General features: G+C 72.0%; 27 protein-coding genes. 12 read left to right on the plus strand and 15 right to left on the minus strand.

The window, feature by feature from the left end:
- Nucleotides 1–85: 85 nt before the first annotated feature.
- The 9 genes from FR742_RS15130 (at nt 86) to FR742_RS15170 (ending at nt 9,905) form a co-directional block, all read left to right on the plus strand.
- Nucleotides 86–1,387, plus strand: a complete 1,302-nt coding sequence (locus FR742_RS15130; protein ID WP_187281157.1) for an ABC transporter substrate-binding protein — start codon at nt 86–88, stop codon at nt 1,385–1,387.
- Nucleotides 1,387–2,136, plus strand: a complete 750-nt coding sequence (locus tag FR742_RS15135) for an ABC transporter ATP-binding protein (protein WP_148031553.1) — start codon at nt 1,387–1,389, stop codon at nt 2,134–2,136. The genes FR742_RS15130 and FR742_RS15135 overlap by 1 nt, the downstream gene beginning before the upstream one ends.
- The gene (locus FR742_RS15140) at nt 2,133–2,864 is read left to right on the plus strand and encodes an ABC transporter ATP-binding protein (RefSeq protein WP_148031554.1); all 732 of its coding nucleotides are present in this window, start codon (nt 2,133–2,135) and stop codon (nt 2,862–2,864) included. The genes FR742_RS15135 and FR742_RS15140 overlap by 4 nt, the downstream gene beginning before the upstream one ends.
- On the plus strand, nt 2,864–3,730 hold the full coding sequence (locus tag FR742_RS15145; RefSeq protein ID WP_148031555.1) for a branched-chain amino acid ABC transporter permease: 867 nt from the start codon (nt 2,864–2,866) through the stop codon (nt 3,728–3,730). Before FR742_RS15140 ends, FR742_RS15145 begins: the two co-directional genes overlap by 1 nt.
- Nucleotides 3,727–4,749, plus strand: a complete 1,023-nt coding sequence (locus tag FR742_RS15150; protein WP_148031556.1) for a branched-chain amino acid ABC transporter permease — start codon at nt 3,727–3,729, stop codon at nt 4,747–4,749. The genes FR742_RS15145 and FR742_RS15150 overlap by 4 nt, the downstream gene beginning before the upstream one ends.
- Nucleotides 4,736–6,067 (plus strand): amidase, encoded by a 1,332-nt coding sequence (locus FR742_RS15155; RefSeq protein ID WP_148031557.1) that lies wholly within the window; start codon nt 4,736–4,738, stop codon nt 6,065–6,067. Before FR742_RS15150 ends, FR742_RS15155 begins: the two co-directional genes overlap by 14 nt.
- Entirely contained in the window at nt 6,064–7,185 is a 1,122-nt protein-coding gene (locus tag FR742_RS15160; protein WP_148031558.1) for an NAD(P)-dependent alcohol dehydrogenase, read from the plus strand. Before FR742_RS15155 ends, FR742_RS15160 begins: the two co-directional genes overlap by 4 nt.
- A gap of 41 nt (nt 7,186–7,226) precedes the next feature.
- Nucleotides 7,227–8,690, plus strand: coding sequence for an aldehyde dehydrogenase family protein (locus tag FR742_RS15165; protein WP_148034572.1), 1,464 nt, complete (start codon nt 7,227–7,229; stop codon nt 8,688–8,690).
- A gap of 111 nt (nt 8,691–8,801) precedes the next feature.
- Nucleotides 8,802–9,905, plus strand: a complete 1,104-nt coding sequence (locus FR742_RS15170; protein WP_148034573.1) for a DUF4037 domain-containing protein — start codon at nt 8,802–8,804, stop codon at nt 9,903–9,905.
- Between the two features lie 9 nt (nt 9,906–9,914).
- Here the strand turns inward: FR742_RS15170 and FR742_RS15175 are convergent, their stop codons facing one another.
- On the minus strand, nt 9,915–10,361 hold the full coding sequence (locus FR742_RS15175; RefSeq protein ID WP_148034574.1) for a MarR family winged helix-turn-helix transcriptional regulator: 447 nt from the start codon (nt 10,359–10,361) through the stop codon (nt 9,915–9,917).
- Nucleotides 10,362–10,461: 100 nt separating this feature from the next.
- Between FR742_RS15175 and FR742_RS44550 the strand changes: the two genes are divergently transcribed.
- On the plus strand, nt 10,462–10,638 hold the full coding sequence (locus FR742_RS44550) for a hypothetical protein (protein ID WP_187281158.1): 177 nt from the start codon (nt 10,462–10,464) through the stop codon (nt 10,636–10,638).
- Between the two features lie 8 nt (nt 10,639–10,646).
- Here FR742_RS44550 and FR742_RS15180 read toward each other — a convergent pair whose 3' ends face one another.
- The 3 genes from FR742_RS15180 to FR742_RS15190 all read right to left on the minus strand — a co-directional run bounded on the left by FR742_RS15180 (nt 10,647) and on the right by FR742_RS15190 (nt 12,642).
- Complete coding sequence (locus tag FR742_RS15180; RefSeq protein WP_261808546.1) at nt 10,647–11,432, minus strand: SRPBCC family protein; 786 nt, start codon at nt 11,430–11,432, stop codon at nt 10,647–10,649.
- Nucleotides 11,429–11,785 carry a helix-turn-helix transcriptional regulator gene (locus tag FR742_RS15185; RefSeq protein WP_148031559.1) on the minus strand — a complete coding sequence of 119 codons (357 nt, stop codon included), beginning with the start codon at nt 11,783–11,785 and terminating at the stop codon, nt 11,429–11,431. Before FR742_RS15185 ends, FR742_RS15180 begins: the two co-directional genes overlap by 4 nt.
- A 95-nt stretch (nt 11,786–11,880) precedes the next feature.
- On the minus strand, nt 11,881–12,642 hold the full coding sequence (locus FR742_RS15190; protein WP_148031560.1) for a MerR family transcriptional regulator: 762 nt from the start codon (nt 12,640–12,642) through the stop codon (nt 11,881–11,883).
- A gap of 80 nt (nt 12,643–12,722) precedes the next feature.
- Here FR742_RS15190 and FR742_RS15195 point away from each other — a divergent pair, with 80 nt between their 5' ends.
- Entirely contained in the window at nt 12,723–13,529 is an 807-nt protein-coding gene (locus FR742_RS15195; protein ID WP_148031561.1) for a MerR family transcriptional regulator, read from the plus strand.
- A gap of 277 nt (nt 13,530–13,806) precedes the next feature.
- On the opposite strand, the gene map is transcribed toward FR742_RS15195, so the two are convergent.
- Nucleotides 13,807–14,571: a type I methionyl aminopeptidase gene (gene map / locus FR742_RS15200; RefSeq protein WP_148031562.1), complete on the minus strand. Its 765-nt coding sequence runs from the start codon at nt 14,569–14,571 to the stop codon at nt 13,807–13,809.
- A 46-nt stretch (nt 14,572–14,617) separates the two neighbouring features.
- Here map and FR742_RS15205 point away from each other — a divergent pair, with 46 nt between their 5' ends.
- Nucleotides 14,618–14,872 (plus strand): helix-turn-helix domain-containing protein, encoded by a 255-nt coding sequence (locus FR742_RS15205; protein ID WP_148031563.1) that lies wholly within the window; start codon nt 14,618–14,620, stop codon nt 14,870–14,872.
- A gap of 220 nt (nt 14,873–15,092) precedes the next feature.
- On the opposite strand, the gene FR742_RS15210 is transcribed toward FR742_RS15205, so the two are convergent.
- The 10 genes from FR742_RS15210 to FR742_RS15240 form a co-directional block, all read right to left on the minus strand.
- Entirely contained in the window at nt 15,093–15,323 is a 231-nt protein-coding gene (locus tag FR742_RS15210; protein WP_315970645.1) for a hypothetical protein, read from the minus strand.
- 129 nt (nt 15,324–15,452) lie between these two features.
- Nucleotides 15,453–15,935, minus strand: coding sequence for a hypothetical protein (locus tag FR742_RS15215; RefSeq protein WP_148031564.1), 483 nt, complete (start codon nt 15,933–15,935; stop codon nt 15,453–15,455).
- On the minus strand, nt 15,932–16,447 hold the full coding sequence (locus FR742_RS15220) for an RNA polymerase sigma factor (RefSeq protein WP_261808547.1): 516 nt from the start codon (nt 16,445–16,447) through the stop codon (nt 15,932–15,934). Before FR742_RS15220 ends, FR742_RS15215 begins: the two co-directional genes overlap by 4 nt.
- Before the next feature lie 68 nt (nt 16,448–16,515).
- A complete protein-coding gene (locus FR742_RS46535) occupies nt 16,516–16,659 on the minus strand; it encodes a recombinase family protein (protein ID WP_396990181.1) in 144 nt (47 codons plus the stop codon).
- A gap of 34 nt (nt 16,660–16,693) precedes the next feature.
- A complete protein-coding gene (locus FR742_RS45160; RefSeq protein WP_222708931.1) occupies nt 16,694–16,894 on the minus strand; it encodes a hypothetical protein in 201 nt (66 codons plus the stop codon).
- Nucleotides 16,891–17,355, minus strand: coding sequence for an RICIN domain-containing protein (locus tag FR742_RS45165; RefSeq protein WP_222708932.1), 465 nt, complete (start codon nt 17,353–17,355; stop codon nt 16,891–16,893). The genes FR742_RS45160 and FR742_RS45165 overlap by 4 nt, the downstream gene beginning before the upstream one ends.
- The gene (locus FR742_RS45170) at nt 17,352–17,549 is read right to left on the minus strand and encodes an RICIN domain-containing protein (RefSeq protein ID WP_222708933.1); all 198 of its coding nucleotides are present in this window, start codon (nt 17,547–17,549) and stop codon (nt 17,352–17,354) included. Before FR742_RS45170 ends, FR742_RS45165 begins: the two co-directional genes overlap by 4 nt.
- Entirely contained in the window at nt 17,513–17,728 is a 216-nt protein-coding gene (locus FR742_RS15230) for an RICIN domain-containing protein (protein WP_148031566.1), read from the minus strand. Before FR742_RS15230 ends, FR742_RS45170 begins: the two co-directional genes overlap by 37 nt.
- A 233-nt stretch (nt 17,729–17,961) precedes the next feature.
- Entirely contained in the window at nt 17,962–19,038 is a 1,077-nt protein-coding gene (locus FR742_RS15235) for a tyrosine-type recombinase/integrase (RefSeq protein ID WP_148031567.1), read from the minus strand.
- 64 nt (nt 19,039–19,102) lie between these two features.
- Nucleotides 19,103–20,632 carry a UDP-N-acetylglucosamine 1-carboxyvinyltransferase gene (locus tag FR742_RS15240; protein ID WP_148031568.1) on the minus strand — a complete coding sequence of 510 codons (1,530 nt, stop codon included), beginning with the start codon at nt 20,630–20,632 and terminating at the stop codon, nt 19,103–19,105.
- Nucleotides 20,633–20,646 lie beyond the last annotated feature (14 nt).

The following is a 20,646-nucleotide window of genomic DNA, read 5'->3' on the forward strand; positions in this document are numbered from 1 at the left end:
GTGGCCGGGTGAGACATCCCCCAGAGCAACTGCGGCGTGTCCAGGTTCAGTGCTGCCTGCGCGCCGTCGAAACGAGGAGTTTGGCGTGAGTGACACCCCCACACGCGGCCTGGATCGGCGTTCTTTCCTGAAGGCGGCGGCGGCTCTCGGCGGTACGTCCTTGGTGGGCGCCTGCGGCGGGCTGAAGGGCGCTGGTAGTTCGTCGTCGGATGTGCTGAAGATCGGTTATGTGAGTCCGCAGACGGGTCCGCTGGCGGGGTTCGCCGCCGCGGACAATTTCGTGGTGCAGCAGATTCAGGACGCGTTGCGTAACGGTTTCACCGCTGGTGGGCAGAAGCGCCGGATCGAGATCGTCGTCAAGGACACGCAGTCGAATCCGAACCGGGCGACCGAGGTCACGCGTCAGCTGATCAACAGTGACAAGGTGGATCTGATCGTCGGTTCCTCCACTCCGGACACCACGAATCCGGTCGCCGACCAGTGTGAGGCGAACGGGATCCCGAACGTGACCACGATCGCTCCGTGGGAGGCGTGGTTCAACGGCCGGGGCGGCAAGGATGGTGAGGGGTTCACGTACACGACGCTGTTCTTCTTCGGTATGCGGGAGTTCGCCGACTGTTTCATCCCGATGTGGGAGCGGGTGGATCCGTCGAACAAGAACGTGGCGGCGTTGTGGCCGAACGACACCGATGCGAACGCCTTCCGGCAGGGGCTGGGGGCGATGATGAAGGAGTCCGGTTACACGCCGGTCGACGGTGGCGCCTATCAGAACGGGGCGGCGGACTTCACGGCGCAGATCGCGACGTTCAAGGAGTCGCGGGCTGAGCTGTTCACCTGCACGCCGATCCCGCCGGACTTCCAGACGTTCTGGAAGCAGGCGCGGCAGCAGGGTTTCCGGCCGAAGCTGGCCACGGTGGCCAAGGTGATGTTGTTCCCGTCGGAGGCGGAGGCGCTGGGGCAGCTGGCGGCCAACATCGCCACGGACTTCTGGTGGAGCCCGGCGCATCCGTACACCTCGACGCTGGACGGCAGGAGCGCCAAGCAGCTGGCCGACGACTTCGCGGCGTCGACGGGCAAGCAGTGGACGCAGGCGCTGGGGTCGGTGTATTCGCTGTTCGAGATCGCGGTGCAGGCGTTCAAGGAGGCGAGCGATCCGAAGGATCGTGACGAGGTGGCGTCGAAGCTGCGCGGGATGAAGATCGAGTGCATGAGCGGGAAGCTCGACTTCACGGCGGGGCCGCAGCCGGGCATCGCGATCCAGCATCCGGTGGGCGGGCAGTGGCGCAAGGGTGAGAAGTTCCCGTGGGATGTGGTGATCGTCGACAACACGCCGAACAAGGATGTGCCGGTCGGCGGCGACCTGCTGCCCACGAACCAGGGCGACTGATGGCGGCGCCGCTGCTGCGTCTGGACGGCGTCGCCAAGAGTTTCGGTCAGGTGGTCGTCGCCCGTGACTTGAGTTTGTCGGTGGAGCCGGGTGAGGCGTTGGGGATCGTGGGCCCGAACGGGGCCGGCAAGTCGAGCCTGTTCGCCATGATCTCGGGGGATCTGCGCCCGGACGGCGGCACGGTGTGGCTGGACGGGCGGGATGTCACGGGTGCGGCGCCGCATGCGCGCACGCGTGCCGGGATCGGCCGTACGTTTCAGGTGCCGCGGCCGTTCGAGCATCTGACGGTGTTCGAGAACGTGCTGGTGTGCGCGCATCAGGGGGCGGGGCTGCGGGGCAGGCAGGCGCAGGCGCACGCGATGGGCGTGCTGGAGCGCGTCGGCCTGGCCGAGCTGGCGAACACTCCGGCGGGGCGGCTGGCGTTGTTGCAGCGTAAGCGGCTGGAGGTGGCGCGGGCGGTGGGCACCGGGCCGCGGCTGCTGCTGCTGGACGAGGTCGCGGGCGGGCTGACGGAGCCCGAGGTGGCCGAGCTGGTGGCGGTCGTCAGGGAGTTGCACGCCGGCGGGCTCGGTGTGGTGTGGATCGAGCATGTGGTGCACGCGCTGGTCAAGACGGTCGGGCGGATGATCTGCCTGGCCGGGGGTGACGTGGTGGCCGACGGTGAGCCGTTGCGGGTGCTGGCCGACCAGCGGGTGCGTGAGCTCTACCTGGGCGCCGGTCCCGAGGCCGGTGCGGAGGAGGGGTCGTGACGCTGTTGTCGGTCCGGGATCTGACCGTCCATCACGGGCAGTTGCGCGCCGTGGACGGTGTGAGTCTGTCCGTGGACGAGGGTGAGGTGCTGGCGATCATCGGCGCCAACGGCGCGGGCAAGTCGACGTTGCTGCGCGCGCTGGCCGGGCTGAACGCGCCGTCGTCGGGGACGGTGGAGCTGGCGGGGCGTGACATCACCCGGATGCCCGCGCACAGGCGGGTGGTGGCGGGCGTCGCGCTGGTGCCGGAGGGCAGGCGGCTGTTCCGCTCGTTGACGGTGGAGGAGAACCTGCTGGCGGGCGCGTACCGGGGGCGGCCGGGGCCGTGGACGATGACGGCGGTTCTGGAGCTGTTCCCGTGGATGGCCGAGCGGCGCGGGCAGAACGCCGGGCAGTTGTCGGGCGGTGAGCAGCAGGCGGTGGCGATCGGCCGGGCGTTGCTGTCCAATCCTGACCTGCTGCTCATCGACGAGTTGTCGCTGGGGCTGGCGCCGGTGGTGGTGCGCCGCATCTACGAGGTGCTGCCGGGCATCGTCGGCGCGGGCACGACGGCGCTGATCGTCGAGCAGGACGTCTCGCAGGCGATGCGGGTCGCCGATCGGGTGCACTGTCTGCTCGAAGGCCGTTCGGTGCTGCAGGGCCGGCCGGCGGAGCTGACCGGTGAGCAGGTCGAGCACGCGTACTTCGGGATCGGGGCGGCGGAGCCCGCACAGGAGGGACGTCACTGATGGGCTGGGTCAACGCCGTCGTGCAGGGTTTGCTGCTCGGTGGCCTGTATGCGCTGTTCGCCACTGGGTTGTCGTTGATGTTCGGGGTGATGCGGATCGTCAATCTGGCGCACGGCGATCTGGCGGTCGTGGCGTCGTTCCTGGCGCTGGCTCTGGTCAGCGGGACGGGGCTGCCGTTGTGGGTGGTGATCGTGGTGACGGTGCCGTTGTTCGCCGCGCTCGGTTATCTGACGCAGCGGGTGCTGCTGCAGCGGAGCCTGTCGTCGGGGCCGCTGGCCACGCTGCTGGTCACGTTCGGGTTGTCGATCGTGCTGCAGAACGTGCTGCTGGAGGTGTTCTCGGCGGACACGCGCACGCTCGACGCCGGGGCGTTCGCGACCGGGTCGTTCGAGGTGAGCGGCGCGGTCTCGGTCGGTTATCTGTCGCTGACCACGTTCCTGCTGGCGTGCGCGGCGCTGGCAGGCATCCAGCTGTTCCTGTCGCGTACGGGGCTGGGCAGGATGCTGCGGGCCTCCTCCGACGACCCGGAGACGGCGAATCTGATGGGCGCCGACAGCCGGCACGTGTACGGGATCGCGACGGTGATCGCGTTCGCGACGGTGGCGCTGGCCGGGCTGATGTTCGCGATCCGTTCGTCGTTCGACCCGGCGATCGGCCCGTCGCGGCTGATCTTCGCGTTCGAGGCGGTCGTCATCGGCGGGCTGGGCTCGCTGTGGGGGACGCTGCTGGGCGGCATGGTGCTCGGGGTGACGCAGTCGGTGAGCGCGCAGGTCGATCCGGCGCTGACGCTGCTGGCCGGACATCTGATCTTCCTCGCCGTGCTGGCCTTCCGGCCGCAGGGCCTGCTCGCTGGACGGACGGCATGACGATCTCCCATCTTCTGAGCGCGCGGGCGGCGCGGAACGTGCACGTGGTGCGCGCCACCCGTTCGGCCAAGCTGTCGGCCGTGGTGCTGGCGGCCGCCGCGGCGGTGCTGGCGGCGCTGCCGTTCCTGGTGTTCAGCACGGTCACCGACACGCTGATCAACCTGTTCGTGCTGATCGCGCTGGCGAGCATGTGGAACCTGCTCGCGGGTTTCGGCGGCCTGGTGTCGGTGGGGCAGCAGGCCTACATCGGGATCGGCGCCTACAGTCTCGTGGCGCTGGCCGACCTCGGGGTGCAGCCCTATCTGGCGGTGCCGCTGGCGGCGCTGACCTGCGCGGTGTTCGCGCTGCCGACGTCGTGGCTGGCGTTCCGGCTGCGCGGCGACTACTTCGCGGTCGGCACCTGGGTGATCGCCGAGGTGTACCGGCTGCTGGTGGTGCGGGTGGACAGTCTGGGCGGGGCCAGCGGCAAGAGCCTTTCGGGGTTGTCGGGGATCGACGCGACGCTGCGCGGCGCGCTGACGTACTGGATCGCGCTGGCGCTGGCGCTGGCCACGATCGCGGGCTGTTATCTGCTGCTGCGCGGCCGGCTGGGGTTGTCGCTGATGGCGGTGCGCGACGAGGAGACGGCGGCCGCCTCGGCGGGGATCGACGTGCGGCGGGCCAAGCTGCTGGTCTACCTGGTCTCGGCGGCCGGGTGCGGCGCCGCGGGCGGGGTGATCACGCTGAGCTCGCTCAGCGTCAACCCGGACTCGATCTTCAGCGTGCAGTGGTCCGCGTACATGATCTTCATTGTGGTGATCGGCGGCATCGGCTTCATCGAGGGGCCGCTGATCGGCGCGCTGATCTTCTTCGCGCTGCAGCAGCTGCTCGCCGACTTCGGCTCGTGGTATCTGGTGCTGCTGGGCGTCGTCGGCATCGTGGCCGCGCTGCGGCTGCCGCGCGGGCTGTGGGGGCTGGTGCCCGGCCCGAGCCTGTTCCCGATCGGCTATCTGGTACGGAGGTCCGATGGCTCCGCGTGACCCGGTCGAGCTGACCGAACGGATGCTGGCCGCGATCGAGGCCACCGAGCCTCACCTGCACGCCTACGCCACGGTGACGGCCGGCCGGGCCCGGGAGCGGGCCGCGGCCCTGGCCAGGGAGCCGGCCCGCGGCCCGCTGCACGGCCTGCCGATCGGCGTCAAGGACCTGATCGACACCGCGGGCGTGGCGACCGGTTACGGGTCGCCGCGGTTCGCCGGGCACGTGCCGGCCCGGGACGCCGCCGCGGTCCGCGCCCTGCTGGACGCGGGCGCGGTGATCCTCGGCAAGCACACCACGCACGAGCTGGCCTGGGGCGGCCGCACCGACAGCCCGCTGCTCGGCCCCACCCGCAACCCCTACCGGCCGGGGCACATCCCGGGCGGCTCGTCCGGCGGGTCGGCGGCGTCCGTCGCGGCGGGCAGCTGCCTGGGCGCGGTCGGCTCCGACACCGCGGGCAGCGTGCGCATCCCGGCCGCGCTGAGCGGCTGCGTCGGTTTCAAGCCGACCCGCGGGCGGATCCCCCTGGACGGCGTCCTGCCGCTGGCGCCGTCCCTGGACCATCTCGGCGTCCTGGCGCCGACGGTGGACGGCGCGGCCGCCCTGACGGCGGCACTGACGGCGGCGCTCACGACCGGCCCCGCCGCCGTCCCCGCGTTCGAGCCGGGGGAGCTGCGGGTGGGCTGGCTCGGCGGCTGGTTCGACGCCGTGCTCGCCCCGCCGGTGCGGGCGGCGCTGGCGGCCACCCGCGCCCGGCTGGAGGAGCACGGCGTACGGGTGGACGACGTGGTCATCCCTGACGAGCCGCTCATGCCCGGGGCGGTGCTGGCCAGGATCCACGCCGAGGCGAGCCGGTTCCACCGCGACGCCTTCGAACGCGACCCCGAGCTGTTCGGCCCCGACATCGCCGAGCTGATGCGCCTGCCGGCCGCCACCGCCCAGCAGGCAGAACGTGACGAGGCCGCCATCGCCCGCATGACGGCCGCGCTGCGCCGGGCCCTGGCCGGCCACGACGTGCTGGCCGCCGCCACCGTGCCGATCACCGCACCGCCGATCGGCGACATGACCGTCACCGTCGCAGGCCGGAACTGGCCGATCGAGCTGGTCCTGACCAGGCTCACCTCGGTCTTCAACGCCGCCGGGCTGCCCGCCGTGTCGGTACCGATGGCCCTGGACCAGGAGTGCGGGCTGCCCGTGGGCCTCCAGCTCGCCGGGGCCGCCATGAGCGACGACACCGTCCTGGGCGCGGCCCGCCTCGTCGAGGCCCTGACCCCGTCGCTGCCCCGTCCCGCCCCCACCCGCTGGAGGAACCCGGCATGAGAGTGACCGCGGCCGTCGTCGACCGGCTCGGCGGCCCCTTCCGTCTCGAGGAGCTGGAACTCGACGAACCCGGCCCCGGCGAGGCGCTGGTGAAGGTGACGGCGTCCGGCGTCTGCCACACCGACGAGATCACCCGCCACGGCGACCTGCCGATGCCGTTCCCGTGCGTGCTCGGCCACGAGGGCGCCGGCGTGGTCGCCGCCACCGGTGCGGGCGTGAGCGGCGTGCGGCCCGGCGACCACGTCGTCATCGGCTGGCCGTCCTGCGGCGCCTGCCGCAACTGCCTGGACGGCGAGCCCCGCTACTGCGCCCGCCTCGGCGAGGCGCTGTGCGGCGGCGGGCGGCTGCTCGGCCCCCTCGCCGGGCGAAGCGCGCTGCGCCGCGACGGCGGCTCGCCCGTGCACAGCCACTTCTTCGGCCAGTCGTCCTTCTCCACCTACGCGCTGACCTGGGCGGACGCGCTGGTCGTGGTGCCGCGCCAGGCGCCGCTGGACCTGCTGGGGCCGCTGGCCTGCGGCATCTCCACCGGCGCCGGCGCGGTGTTCCACACCCTCCAACCGCGGCCGGGGTCGAGCCTGGTCGTGTACGGGGCCGGCGCCGTCGGGCTGGCGGCCGTCATGGCCGCCCGCCTGTCACCCGCCACCACCATCGTGGCCGTGGACCGGCACCCGTCCAGGCTGGCGCTGGCCACCGAACTGGGCGCCACCCACACCGTCGACGCCGGACGGGCGGGCGCCGACCCGGTGGCGGAGGTCCACCGGATCTGCGGCGGCCCGGCCGACTACGCCCTCGAATGCACCGGCGTGATCCCCGTGGTGCGGCAGGCCGCCGACAGCGTCGGCATGCTCGGCACCTGCGTGCTCGTCGGCGGCGCCCCGGCCGGGGCCGAGTTCGGGCTCGACCATCTGAGCACCCTGTGGGGCAAGCGCGTCGTCGGCGTCCTGGGCGGCGGCGGCCGCAGCCGCGCCCTCATCGGCGCCCTGGCCGAACTCCACCGGCAGGGCCGCTTCCCCTTCGACCGCCTGATCCGCTTCTACGACCTGGCCGACATCGACCGGGCACTGGACGACAGCCGGCGCGGGGAGGTGCTCAAACCCGTCCTGCGCATGAACCACTGACGACGATCGGAAGAGACGACATGGAGAAAGGCGAATCGGCCGTGGCACTGCTCGACACCATCGACTGGCAGGGCAAGATCTTCAAGAACGGCGTGTGGACGGCCGGGCACGGCGGCGACTACGCCGTCGTCGAACCGGCCACCGGCGCCGAACTCGGCCGGATGGGGCTGGCGACCCCCGCCGACGTGGCCGAGGCCGCCGCGAGCGCCGCGGCCGCGCAGCGGGAGTGGGCCGCGCTGCCGCACACCGCCCGCGCCGCCGTCCTGCGCCGGGCGGGCGACCTGTGGCAGCGGCACGCCGAGGAGATCAGCGGCTGGAACGTCCGCGAGGTCGGCGCGGTGCCCGGCATGGCCGGGTTCGCGCTGCACGTGGCGGCCGAGGAATGCTACGAGGCGGCCACGCTGCCCGGCCGCGCGATCGGCGAGGTGCTGCCGTCGGAGCAGCCGCGCCTGTCGATGGCGCGCCGCATGCCGGCCGGGGTGGTGGCGGTGATCTCGCCGTTCAACGTGCCGATCATCCTCGGCATCCGCTCCGTGGCGCCGGCGCTGGCGCTGGGCAACGCGGTCATCCTCAAGCCCGACCCGCGCACCGCCGTCACCGGCGGCACCCTGATGGCGCGCGTGCTGGAGGAGGCCGGGCTGCCGCCGGGCGTGCTGCAGATGCTGCCCGGCGGCGCGGACGTGGGCGAGGCGCTGATCGCCGACCCGCACGTGCGGGTGATCTCCTTCACCGGCTCCACCCCGGTGGGCCGGCGCATCGGCGAGCTGGCGGGCAGGCACCTCAAGCGCGCCCACCTGGAACTCGGCGGCAACTCGGCGCTGCTCGTGCTGGACGACGCCGACGTGGACGAGGCCGTGAACCTGGCCGCCTGGGGGTCGTTCTTCCACCAGGGGCAGATCTGCATGACCACCGGCCGCCACCTGGTCGCCGACCGGCTCTACGACGCGTTCGTGGAGGGCCTGGCCGCCAAGGCGGGCGCCCTGCCGGTCGGCGACCCGGCCGCCGGCGACGTCGCGCTCGGCCCGGTGATCGACGCCGGGCAGCGCGACAAGATCCACGGCCTGGTCACCGCCAGCGTGGAGCAGGGCGCGCAGCTGGCCTCCGGCGGCACCTACGAGCGGCTGTTCTACCGGCCGACCGTGCTGGCCGGGGTGCCGCTGACCGCGCCGGCCTTCGCCGAGGAGGTCTTCGGCCCGGTCGCGCCGGTGACCCGCGTCTCCTCGGCGCAGGAGGCCGCCGAACTGGCCGCCGCCGGCGAGTACGGGCTGTCGCTCGGCATCGTCACCCGCGACGTGATGCGCGGCCTGGCCGTCGCCGAGCGGATCCCGACCGGGATCGTGCACATCAACGACCAGACCGTGAACGACGAGGCGAACGCGCCCTTCGGCGGGGTGCGCGCCTCCGGCACCGGCGCCCGGTTCGGCGGGGCCGCGGCCAACATCGAGGCCTTCACCGAGACCCGCTGGATCACGATGCGGGGCGAGCCGCCCCGCTACCCCTTCTGACGGCGCGCGGGCCCCGGCCGGGAGCGGGTTTCCGGCCGGGGCCCGGCCCTGCCGGGGGCGCGGATAATTCGGATGTGGCAGGCGGCGGCGTCAGGCACAGTGGACGGCGTGATGTCCGATTTCATGCCCGGTATCGAGTTGTCCCGCGCCTTCTACGGTGAGGTCGTGGCGCCGCTCGTCGCCGGTGTTCCGCATAGTGCCGCGCTGATCGGTCCCGGGTCGGAGGTGCTGGCGTTCGACACCAGCCGCTCGACCGACCACGACTGGGGGCCGCGCGTGCTGGTCTTCGCGCCCGCGGGGATGGTGACGGAGGTGGAGGCCCGGGTGGCCGCCGGGCTGCCGGAGCGGTTCCGCGGCCAGCCGACCGTGTTCGACTACCTGGGGGAGAGGCGGCCCGGCGTGGTGGTGACCGAGCTGGGGTCGTGGCTGAGCGGCCGGCTCGGGTTCGATCCGCGGCGTGGGGTGACGCTGCTGGACTGGCTGTCGGTGCCGTGGCAGCGGCTGGCGGAGGTGACGCAGGGGGAGGTGTTCCACGACGGTCTGCCGTCCCCGGCGGCGGAGGGCGTGCCATGGCAGCGCGGCCCGCAGCCGGGTGGCCTGGAGGCGGTGCGCGGGCTGCTGCGCTGGTATCCGCAGGACGTGTGGCGCTACGTGCTGGCCTGCCAGTGGCGGCGGATCGCCGAGGAGGAGGCGTTCGTGGGCCGGTGCGGCGAGGTGGGCGACGAGCTCGGGTCGGCGGTGGAGGGCGCGCGGCTGGTGCGGGAGGTGATGCGGCTGGCGCTGCTGCTGCGGCGGCGCTACCCCCCGTACGCCAAATGGCTGGGCAGCGCGCTGGCGCGGATGCCGGGGTCGGCGGAGCTGGCGGAGGCTCTCGGCGCGGCCCTGGCCGCCCGGTCGTGGCGGCAGCGCCAGGAAGGGCTGTCGGCGGCCTACCGGCGGCTGGCCGCGCTGCAGAACCGGGTCGGCCTGGCGGGCCGGCTCGACGAAGGGGTGCGCGGATACCATGACCGGCCGTTCGAGGTGATCGGCGGGGAGCGCTTCGCGGCGGCGCTGCTGGGGGCGGTGTCGGATCCGGTGGTGCGGAGCCTGCCGGTGGCGGGCTGCGTCGACCAGCTGTCGGATTCGACCGATCTGCTGACGTCGCCGCCCCGGGCGCGTGCCGCGACCGCCGCCGCCCTGGGCCTGTCCGCGCCGCCGGACCGTCTCACCGCCTGACGGCTCACGTCAGGGCTGGGCGCTGCGGGCGGCCGCGATGACGCGGGTGAGGACCTGGTGCAGGTCCTGCAGCTCGTCGAGGTCCATGCCGAGGCGGGCGACGATGGCCGGGGGGATCTTCTCGGCCTCGGCCCGCAGCCGGCGTCCTTCGGGGGTGAGGGTGACGCAGAGGGCGCGCTCGTCCAGGCTGCTGCGCTCGCGGTGGATGTAGCCGAGCGCCTGCAGCCGCTTGAGCAGCGGCGACAGGGTGCCGGCGTCGAGCTGCAGCAGCTCGCCGAGCTCCTTGACCGACAGGGGCTCGTGCTGCCAGAGGGCGAGCATGGCCAGATACTGGGGGTGGGTGAGCCCGAGAGGCCGCAGCAGCGGCCGGTAGAGGGCGATCACTCCGCGTGAGGCGACGCTGAGGGCGAAGCACACCTGCCGGTCGAGGGCGAGCAGGTCAGTCGCCTCTGTCACAGGCTTCACGCGTGCCCACCTCCGGTCGCCCCTGGTAGATTAGTTTGCGTACAAACTATTACTGTACAAAAAGTTGACACGCAAATCTTGGGGACGCCACGTGTTTCACCGCAAGTCGCTGGAGGAGCGCATCGCCGAGCGCCAGGCCAAGCTGCCTCCGCTGAAGGAGGGCAAGCACTTCGAGCACGGCCCGGCCAAGTTCGTGTTCGTCGCCCTGCTGGTCGCCGTGGCGCTCATGCACTTCGTCGGCCTGGCCGTGGTGATGCACTTCTACTGATGGGCGCCTCAGCCGGCGTCGAGCAGGGCCTCGGCCAGCTGCTCCACGCGGGCGCGCCAGGCCGCCAGGGTCGCGGCGTCGCCGGGGCCGGTGAGCGTGAGGCGGGCGCCGTGACCGGTGCCCTCGCCGAGCTCCCAGCGCACGGTGCCGCCGCCGGTCGCGTACTCCAGGATCTTTCCCGGTTCGGCGCGTGAGACCGGCCCCGCCGTCACGCCCGCGGCGGTGAACGGGGCCGGCGGCGGCGACCCGGGCTCGGCGCGCCCGCCCTCCAGGGCGCGCCAGACCTCGTCGGCGGGACGGGTGAGCTGGCGTTCGAGACGGACCGCGCCGCCGGAGAGCTCGCCGGAGGTCAGGCCGAGGATGGCCACGTAGTCCTCGTGCAGCCGGCCCATGTCGCCGGGGCGGGGGAGCGGGCGGCCGTCGAGCAGGGCCGCGAGCGCGGCCATGCAGGTGTGCCAGCCGGAGGCGAAGCTGGCCGCGCCGAACCGGTCACCGAACACGTGGGTGAGGGTCAGCAGGCTGCCGTCGCCGTCGGGGCGGATCTCCCAGCGCAGCTCGTCGTCGCCCCAGCTGTGGGCGAACACCCGGGGCGGGTCCAGCTCCAGCACGCGGCCGTCGGGGCCGAACCCGTAGCGGACGTGGTCGCCGTCGATGACGAGCTCGGCGGGGAACCACTGCTTGAGGTGCCCGGGCTCGGTGACGGCCCGCCACACCTTCTCGGGCGGGTGCGGCAGGCGGCGGCTCATGCGCAGCTCGGTGCGGCCGTCGGGACGGATCATCAGGTGGTCGTTCACCGGTCCTCCTCGCGGTGGTCGGGCATGGGATCGGGCGCCGTGTCGGGCGCCGTGTCGGGCATGGTGTCCAGGTGCCGCTCCAGCCGGTCGAGGCTGCCGCTCCACAGGCTGCGGTACGGGGCGAGCCAGGCGTCGATCTCGGCCAGCGGCTGGGGGCGCAGCTCGTACCAGCGGCGCTGCGCTTCCTTGCGTACGGTGACGAGCCCGGCCTCGCGCAGCACCCGCAGGTGCTTGGAGGTGCCGGGCTGGGACAGGCCGAGCTCCGCGGTGAGCTCGGCGACCGGGCGGGGCCGCTCCAGCAGCAGATCGAGGATCCGCCGCCGGGCGGGCTCGGCGAGCACGTCGAAACGCATGCCAGCCAACATACCGCAATGGTTATATACCGGCAACGGCATCAAATCCGGACTTATTAATCTACAAAGTAAATTCGCCCGGTTCGTACAGAGATCTACACACCAGACCGACAAACGTTGGCCACGATGGCCGAACGCAGGAAAGCGGCCAGGCCGGGCGTGAGCGTCTCGTAGGTGGCGGTGAACCGCGGATCCGACACGTACAGCTCGCCGAGCCCGCGGTGGATCTCGAACGTGCACGTGTAGAACCAGCGGCTGATGTGGCCGCGGTGCCGCTCGGCCAGGTCCATGGCGTGCTCGCCGTCCGGGGGCAGGCCGGCCTCGCAGGCGGCGGCGAGGCCCCGGCTGATCGCCTCGGCTTCGGCTCTGAGCTCCAGCCAGTCGGCCCTGGTGTAGGAGGCGACGCGGCGGCGGCTCTGCTCGTAGGCGGCGCTGCCGCCCCAGCGGCGTTCCACCTCGGCGTCGTGGTCCTCGGGGGTGAAGGCGCCGAAGAGTTCGAGGCGTTCTTGGGGGGTGAGGGCGATGCCGCGGGTGCGGGCTTCGATGGCGCGTTCGACGGCGGTGATGACCTCGCGCAGGCGTTCGGTCTTGCGGACGAGGAGTTCGTGCTGGCGGCGCAGCTGGGTGAGCTCGTCGGTGGCGGGGTCGTCGAGGATGACGGCGATCTCGTCGAGGGGGAAGCCGAGCTCGCGGTAGAGGAGGATCTGCTGCAGGCGGACGAGGTCGTCGTCGGTGTAGCGGCGGTAGCCGGCGTGGGTGCGCTCGCCGGGGGTGAGCAGGCCGATCTCGTCGTAGTGGTGCAGGGTGCGCACGGTGATGCCGGCCAGCCTGGCCACGTGTCCGACGGTGAGGCTCATGGGACCAGCCTGAAGCCTCACGCCGGGTGAGGCGCAACCCGCTGGACTCTCCCCCTCTCGGGAGGGCCCATGCTGGGGGCGTGGACGGTGATCTGCTGCCGATCGGGCAGTTCGCGCGGCTGGGCCGGTTGAGTGTGAAGCAGTTGCGGCATTACGACGAGCTGGGGCTGCTGGTTCCGGCGTGGGTGGATCCGGTGACGGGCTACCGCTATTACCGGGCGTCGCAGGCGCGGGTGGCGTTGTCGATCGGGTTGCTGCGGTCGCTGGACGTGCCGCTGCCTGTGGTGGGGCGGGTGCTGGAGGGCGACGCGGGTGCGCTGGAGGACGTCCGGGCAGGGCTGGAGGCGGAGCTGGCGCGGCGGCGGCGGACGCTTGCGTCGCTGGAGCGGGTGATGGCCGGCGGCCTGCCTGCGCCGGAGGTGTCGGTGGCGCGGCTGCCGGCGCGGCGGGTGCTGGTGGCACGGGAGGTGGCGGGCGGCCCGGAGGGGATCGGCCGGGCGACCTCGGCGGCGGTGGCGCGGGTGCTGGCCGTCTCGGCGGGGGAGGGGGAGGTGCGGCTGACGGGGGTGTTCCCGGTGGATCTGGACGGGGTGGTGGAGGTGGTGGTGGCGCGGGAGGTGCCGGTCGGGGCGTGGCGCGACGGCGCGGCGACGGAGGCGGGCGCGGGGGTGCTTGCGGAGGTGCTGGCGGGCGGGGTGTTCGCGGCTGCCCGGCATGTGGGCCCGTACGACCAGATCCCGCTGACGGCGAGTGCGGTGCTGGCGTGGTGCGGGGAGCGGCGGCTGGTGGCGCTGGAGGTGCGTGAGGTGTACGTGTCGGATCCGGCGGTGACGGCGCCGGATCGGCTGGTGACGGATGTGCTGGTCCGCTTCGAGGCGGAGGAGTGAGGCCGGCGGCCGTACGCCGACGACAGTGGGGGAGCGGTGGCGGGGCTGCGGCTGGCGGAGGTGACGCAGGGGGAGATGTTTCCCACGACGGGCTGCCGTCCCCTACGGCGGAGGGCGTGCCGTGGCAGCGCGGCCCGCAGCCGGGTGGCCTGGAGGCGGTGCGCGGGCTGCGGCTCGCCTCCAAGAGTTCGGCGTAGGACCCTGGGGTGATCAGGGTGGGGCCGCGGCGTTCGGCTCGCCACCAGAAGGACGGCGGGGGACGTGCCGGCCTGGGTGGTCAGGGTTCGGTGAGGATGACGGGGCCGTCGTCGGTGATGGCGATGGTGTGCTCGGCGTGGGCGGCGCGGCTGCCGTCGGTGGTGCGCAGGGTCCAGCCGTCGGCGGCGACGCGGTAGTGGCCGCTGCCGGGGGCGAGCATGGGTTCGATGGCGAGGGTCATGCCGGGGCGCAGGGTCATGCCGCGGCCTGGGCGGCCTCGGTTGCTGACGTGGGGGTCCTCGTGCATGTGGCGGCCGATGCCGTGGCCGCCGAAGTCGGCGGGGCCGGCGTAGCGGCCGCGGGCGGCGACGGTCTGGATGGCGTGGCCGATGTCGCCGATGCGGTTGCCGGGCACGGCGGCGGCGATGCCGGCGGCGAGGGCCTGGCGGGTGGTGTCGATGAGGGCGCGGTCGGCGGGATGCGCGGTGCCGACGGTGAAGCTGATGGCGGCGTCGCCGGCCCAGCCGTCGAGGTAGGCGCCGCAGTCGACGCTGACCAGGTCGCCGTCGCGCAGGCGGTCGCGGCCGGGGATGCCGTGGACGATGGCGTCGTTGACGGAGACGCAGATGACGGCGGGATAAGGGGTGGGGGCGAAGTGCGGCTGGTAGCCGAGGAAGGCGGAGGTGGCGGCGGCTTCGCGGATGGTGGTGGCGGCCAGGTCGTCGAGCTCGGCTATGGGGGTGCCGGGGGCGGCGTGGCGGGCGACGGCCTGGAGGGTGCGGGCGACGACGCGGCCGGCTTCACGCATGGCCTGGAGCTCGCCGGTGGTCTTGATCTCAACCATGGCGATAACTATACCGGTATTTCTATTGGGTTATAGACTTGCGGGCATGGTCCGTCCCCCGCTCACTCCCGAAGAACGCCTGCGCGGCGAGCGCCTCGGCACCCTCCTGCGCCAGGCCAGAGGCGAGCGCAGCATCACCGAGGTCGCCACCGCCGCCGGCATGTCCGCCGAAACCCTCCGCAAGATCGAGACCGGCCGCATCGCCACCCCCGCCTTCTTCACCATCGCCGCCCTGACCGACGTCCTCGGCATCTCCCTCGACGACCTCGCCCTCCACACCACCCCCGCCGTCCCCACCTGACCTGCTCCGGCAAGCAGCGGGGGAGTGCGGCCCCCGAACCCGTCACGGGTGTCGGCAAGAAACGTGTCATGAGCCCCGAACGGCGTTGATCTTGCTGTGACTTGCCTGGTCATCGCCGCGGGTTCTTCAGACCGTAACTGAGGCCGGCTCACCACGCAGGCGCTTCAGCCCAGCAGCGCGATCACACCAGCGAGGAGTATCGCGGCGACGAGCACGGCCACTACGACCAAGACCGTCGTGCCGAGCCGCCGGCGGATGAATACTGCGCAGCCGCACGATCCCAGCGGGGGTTGGCCGCGGAGCCGAAGCGCAGCAGGTCGGCGACGCTCCACCGGCGATACAGTGGCGTGTCCTGGGCGACGAACGCGACCGCGGCCGTCCCCAGCGGACGGCCGAAGACCTCCACCCGTCCCGCGGTGGGCGTCAGCAGGCCGGAAACCAGATTCAGCAGCGTGGACTTGCCTGCCCCGTTCGGCCCCGACCAACGCGGCCCTGACCCCGGCGGGCACCGCGATGGTGGCCTCGCGCAGCGCCCACCGCTGCCGGTAACGCCTGCCCAGGCCGCTGGTCCGCAGCGCGTTCACCGCTCTTCCCCGCCGGTCAGCTCGTGCATGCGGCGCAGCAGCGCTGCGCGCCGGGCATGGGCGCGCAGCGCCAGTGCCAGGGCCACTGCGGCGAACAGGCCCCCGACCGCCAGGGCGAGCCCCGCCCCGGTGCCACGCTGCACGGCTACGACGGTCACGAGTGCCGTGGTGGCCAGCGAGGCGGCCAGGCCGATCCAGGCGGCGATCACCCGATCGGTGGCGAACAGCGGAACCCGGCGCGTCAGCAGCCACCCACCGTAGGCTGCCCAGGCCAGGCAGAGCACGGTGAACAACGCGAACGCCACATGCGTGCGCCCGGGCAGCGGCCCTGGCTCCGACCACCACAACGTGCCCACGAACACCGCGCCGGCTGCACCGGCCAGCAGTGTCGTCACCGCCCGGATCCGGACTCTCAGCGACAGCACCGGAGCCAGGTGCTCGATCATGTCCTGCGCCGACAGGCGTGGTTCGTCCGTCATGGCCCGTATCCCTTCTCCTCCAGGTGTTCACGCAGCAGACGACGGGCGCGGTTGAGCCGGGACTTGACTGTTCCGGCCGGGATCTGGCAGATGTCGGCGCACTCCTCCACCGGCAGGTCCTCCAGGTAGAACAGGACGAGGATCTCCCGCTCCAGCACCGGCAGAGCTGACAGCACGCTCACGAGCGCGGCACGATCCACCATGGCCTCAGCCGGGTCTTCGACGACCATGTCGCCGAATCCGGACGTTTTCTCCTCCTGGGCGTACTCGCCGCGCAGCCGGTCGGTGACCGACCGCCGGGCGATCGTGAACAGCCACGGCGCGAACCGGCCGGGTGCCCTGAGCCGGGGCAGGCCGCGGACGACGGCCAGCCAGATCTCCTGCGTAACGTCGTCGGCCCGGTCAGCATCCAGCATGCGGCGCACATAGATCCACACCGGTCTCCGCCACCGAGCCAGCAGTTCGGCCAACCGCACGCTCTCCCAGCTGAGCGCGCACCACCAGCAGCTCATCGGTCATCTCGCCCTCCCGTCATCTTGCACAGTCGGGCGAGAAGCCAAGAAGGTTCACGGTTCCCGGATCACCTATGGAGTACGGTCACCGCAACCGGCAGGTCGACGTCGCGCTCACGGAGTTGCGCGGCCAAGTCGAGCAGATGCCGCAGGGATCGTGCGGCGCGTGACAGGCGAACGACGAAGATGTCGCCGGGCCGGAGGTAGTCCAGTGGGGCTCATGACACGTTTCTTACCGGCACCCCGTCACGCGCCGATGTTCGCCTGCGGGCCCGCGTACGCCTGGACCAGAGACGGCACCTGGGAGGCCGCGTCCAGGCTGTAGGAGTAGAACGAGCCGGGCGTGAACGCCGAACCCCCGGTCTCCTGCCGGCCCGTGCAGCCGGAGCAGACGCTGCCCGACTGCCGCAGCTGAGCCGCGGCATCGCGGTAGTACGGATCCTTCACGTTCTGGAAGTAGCTGTTCTCCAGCACCATCCTGGTGGCGCCGCGCGCGTAGTTGCCGTAGCCGGTGATGTTCTGCAGATAGTTGTTGTACAGGTGGCGGCCAGGGTGCCGTTGACCCGGATCACGTACGGCTGACTCGCCGTGGCGTAGCGGACCAGGTCCGCGTAGGTCGTCACGGTGACCGTCTGGCCCGCGGCGCCGCCCGTGGTGGTGGACAGGCCGCCGCCGCTGGTGGCGGCGAAACCGTCCGCGGTGCCCGGCCACGTCCTGCCGCCGGTCGAGACCGGGTTGAAGCGCCACTGCATCCGGGCGATGTCGGAGCAGGCCTCCTGGACGACGGGGTTGTTGCCCGCAGTGGAGCCGTCCTTGTTGCTGACGCACAGCCCGCTGTGGGAGCTGCGGACGAGGAACCGGTCGGCGACCGCCGACGGCGTCAGGGTCCACGTCTGGTTGCCGCTCACACCGCACGTCCACTGCCACAACTGGACGCCGGCCCGGTGGAGTAGCCGGGCACGTCGACGCAGCGGCCGCTGCCGACGTTGACCAAACCGTACGCGCCGTTCTGGGCGACGACCCGGAACCGCTGCGCGCCCGCGGACGCATCACAGGCGATCTGGGTCAGCAGGGCGCCCCGGCGCCACTGACGTTGACGCACTTACCGCTGGAGGCCGACACCAGCGTGTAGACGCCATCGGCCACCGGCGTCGCCGCCCCCGCCGGCGAAGCCGTCAACCCGACGGCGGACAGCGCCACGGCAGCGGCGGCCACGAGCACCCGCCTCACGGCCCGGACGTTCACGAGCGCAGCGCCGGCCGACGGCCAACTGTCAGGCATGACCTTGGTCTCCTTGTCAGCAGGACCCGGGAAAGCAGGCGCCCGCACGGCGCCGGTGTCGCTGGCCGAGAGCGAAACACGCTGGCGCCGAACCGGTCAACGAACCCCGCGCGGACCACAGCCGCCGCACACCCGCCATCGCCTTCCGGACCTGCGCCGCAAGACCGGGACGCCAGCGATCCGCAAAAGGTCCGATCCCACAGCTCCGGCAGCCCATGTCCGAGGGGGACCCGTCAACCCTGCCCGTCGTGAACGTCCCCGCCCGGCCCCACCCCGTCCCGGACGCGACCGGCACGCGGCTCCTTCAACAGCGGATGAGCCCGCATCGCCACCTCCAGCTCACCCGGCAACTCGTCACGATAACGCCCCAGCGTCGACAGATCACCATGCCCCAGCACCCGACGCACCGCGTCCATGTCGACCGCGTCCGCCAGCAGATGCGTCGCCGTCGTATGACGCAACCCATGAGGCGTGACCGTACGCCGCCGATCCGGATCCACCCGCCGCTGCACCCGATCGATCACCGCCTGCACGTCACCCCGCGCCAGCCGCCGCCCACGCCACGACAACAGCAACGCCTTGTCCGCCGACTCCGAACGGCCCCGCTCCAGATAGGCCTCCAGCACCCGCGCCACATCCGACGGCAACGGCACGTCACGCGTCCGCCCGCCCTTGCCGAAGATCCGCCAATAACGCACACCGTCATTGGTGAAGAAATCCTCCACATTGGCCCGCACCAGCTCCGACACCCGCGGCCCCAGCGTGGCCAGCAACAGCACGATCAACGCGTCACGCAACTCCGTCCGCTGATCACGACGGCCCGGCCCCGACGGCTCCTCACCCAGCCGCCGCGCCGCCCCCACCAGACCCTGCGCCTGCTCACGCGTCAGCGCCCGCCGCTCCGGCCGCAGCCCGCCCCGCTCCCTGGCCGTGATCGTCGCCACCGTCATCGGATTGACCTGCACCCAGCCCACCAGCGCCGCATGCTTGAACAACGCCGAGATCGACCGCCGGAACCGCGCCTGCGACGACGCCGACTGCCGGCCCCGCCCACCAGCCTCCCCACCGGCGGGCCGGCGGCCGTCGGGCTTGCGGGCGAACGCCAGCAGCACCGCGTCGACATCCTCACCCGTCAGATCGTCGAGCACCCGGCCCGCGCCCGCCAGCTCCACCAACGTCGCGATGTCACGCGCGTACACCTCCGCCGTCGCCGCCGACAACGCCCCCGTCAGCACCCTCGCCCGCACCAGCTCCACGTAGCGGTCCGCCGCCTCCGCCACCGACACCCGGTCGAGCTCCGCAGGCCGCACCCGTGCACCCCTTCTCCCGTCAAGATCCAGCAGAAGGACACGGTAGCGGCCGCCACCGACACTTTCAGATGTCGCGGAAGGTCTCGATCCGCGCCCCCAGCGCGTTCAGCCGCTCCGCCAGATCCTCGTAACCACGGTTGATCACGTACACGTTGCGCAGCACCGACGTGCCCTCCGCCGCCATCATCGCCAGCAGCACCACCACCGCGGGCCGCAACGCCGGCGGGCACATCATCTCCGCCGACCGCCACCGCGTCGGCCCCTCCACCAGCACCCGATGCGGATCCAGCAGCTTCACCGAAGCGCCCAGCCGGGTCAGCTCCGTCAAGTAGATCGCCCGGTTGTCATACACCCAGTCGTGGATCAGCGTCGACCCCTCCGCCGCCGCCGCGATCGCCGCGAAGAACGGCACGTTGTCGATGTTCAGACCCGGGAACGGCATCGGATGGATCTTGTCGATGGGGGAGACGAGCTTCGACGGCCGCACCGTCAGATCCACCAGCCGGGTACGGCCGTTGGCCGCCGCGTACTCCTCACCCCGGTCATGGTCGAGCCCCATCTCCTCCAGCACCGCCAGCTCGATCTCCAGGAACTCCACCGGCACCCGGCAGATCGTCAGCTCCGACGACGTCACCACCGCGGCGGCCAGCAGGCTCATCGCCTCCACCGGATCCTCCGACGGCGAATAGTCCACATCCCGCTCGATGTCCGGCACCCCGTGCACCGTCAGCGTCGTCGTGCCCACCCCCTCGACCCGGACCCCCAGCTCCTCCAGGAAGAAGCACAGATCCTGCACCATGTAGTTGGAGGAGGCGTTACGGATCACCGTCACCCCGTCATGACGGGCCGCGGCCAGCAGCGCGTTCTCCGTCACCGTGTCACCGCGCTCCGTCAGCACGATCGCCCGCTTCGGCGACACCCCCCGCTCCACCTCGGCGTGATAGAACCCACCGGTCGCGGTGATGTGCAGCCCGAAATGCTGCAGCGCCGACATGTGCGGCTGCACCGTACGCGTGCCCAGATCACAACCCCCCGCGTACGGGATCCGGAACACGTCCGTGCGGTGCATCAGCGGACCCAGGAACATGATGACGCTCCGCGTACGCCGCGCCGCCTCGGTGTCCATCGACTCCAGCTCCAGCCGGGCCGGCGGCACGATCTCCAGATCGTTGCCCTCGTTGATCCACCGCGCCCGCACCCCGATCGACGCCAGCACCTCCAGGATCCGGTACACCTCCTCGATCCGCGCCACCTTGCGCAGGATCGTCCGCCCGGAATTCAGCAACGACGCGCACAGCAACGCCACACACGCGTTCTTCGACGTCTTCACCTCGATGCTGCCCGACAGGCGCCGCCCGCCCACGACCCGCAGGTGCATCGGCCCCGCGTAACCGAGAGAGACGATCTCACTGTCGAGCGCCTCGCCGATCCGGGCGATCATCTCAAGGCTGATGTTCTGGTTGCCACGCTCGATCCGGTTGATAGCGCTCTGGCTGGTCGCCAGCGCGTCCGCCAGCTGGAGCTGCGTCCATCCGCGGTGCTGCCGCGCGTCCCGGATCAGCCGACCGATCCGTACAAGGTAGTCATCTCCCACAACACCTCAACCTA

It is taken from the genome of Nonomuraea sp. C10 (assembly GCF_008017515.1).
Classification (GTDB): domain Bacteria; phylum Actinomycetota; class Actinomycetes; order Streptosporangiales; family Streptosporangiaceae; genus Nonomuraea; species Nonomuraea ferruginea.

Excerpts from the sequence above, each read along its gene's own strand:
- FR742_RS15190 (WP_148031560.1), bottom strand. The coding sequence starts at position 12,642 with ATGAGCCTCACCGTCGGACACGTGGCCAGGCTGGCCGGCATCACCGTG.
- FR742_RS15155 (WP_148031557.1), top strand. The coding sequence starts at position 4,736 with ATGGCTCCGCGTGACCCGGTCGAGCTGACCGAACGGATGCTGGCCGCG.
- FR742_RS15215 (WP_148031564.1), bottom strand. The coding sequence starts at position 15,935 with ATGACGGACGAACCACGCCTGTCGGCGCAGGACATGATCGAGCACCTG.
- FR742_RS15205 (WP_148031563.1), top strand. The coding sequence starts at position 14,618 with ATGGTCCGTCCCCCGCTCACTCCCGAAGAACGCCTGCGCGGCGAGCGC.
- FR742_RS15135 (WP_148031553.1), top strand. The coding sequence starts at position 1,387 with ATGGCGGCGCCGCTGCTGCGTCTGGACGGCGTCGCCAAGAGTTTCGGT.
- map (WP_148031562.1), bottom strand. The coding sequence starts at position 14,571 with ATGGTTGAGATCAAGACCACCGGCGAGCTCCAGGCCATGCGTGAAGCC.
- FR742_RS15220 (WP_261808547.1), bottom strand. The coding sequence starts at position 16,447 with ATGAGCTGCTGGTGGTGCGCGCTCAGCTGGGAGAGCGTGCGGTTGGCC.
- FR742_RS15145 (WP_148031555.1), top strand. The coding sequence starts at position 2,864 with ATGGGCTGGGTCAACGCCGTCGTGCAGGGTTTGCTGCTCGGTGGCCTG.
- FR742_RS15230 (WP_148031566.1), bottom strand. The coding sequence starts at position 17,728 with ATGCCTGACAGTTGGCCGTCGGCCGGCGCTGCGCTCGTGAACGTCCGG.
- FR742_RS15160 (WP_148031558.1), top strand. The coding sequence starts at position 6,064 with ATGAGAGTGACCGCGGCCGTCGTCGACCGGCTCGGCGGCCCCTTCCGT.
- FR742_RS15170 (WP_148034573.1), top strand. The coding sequence starts at position 8,802 with ATGTCCGATTTCATGCCCGGTATCGAGTTGTCCCGCGCCTTCTACGGT.
- FR742_RS15185 (WP_148031559.1), bottom strand. The coding sequence starts at position 11,785 with ATGCGTTTCGACGTGCTCGCCGAGCCCGCCCGGCGGCGGATCCTCGAT.
- FR742_RS15150 (WP_148031556.1), top strand. The coding sequence starts at position 3,727 with ATGACGATCTCCCATCTTCTGAGCGCGCGGGCGGCGCGGAACGTGCAC.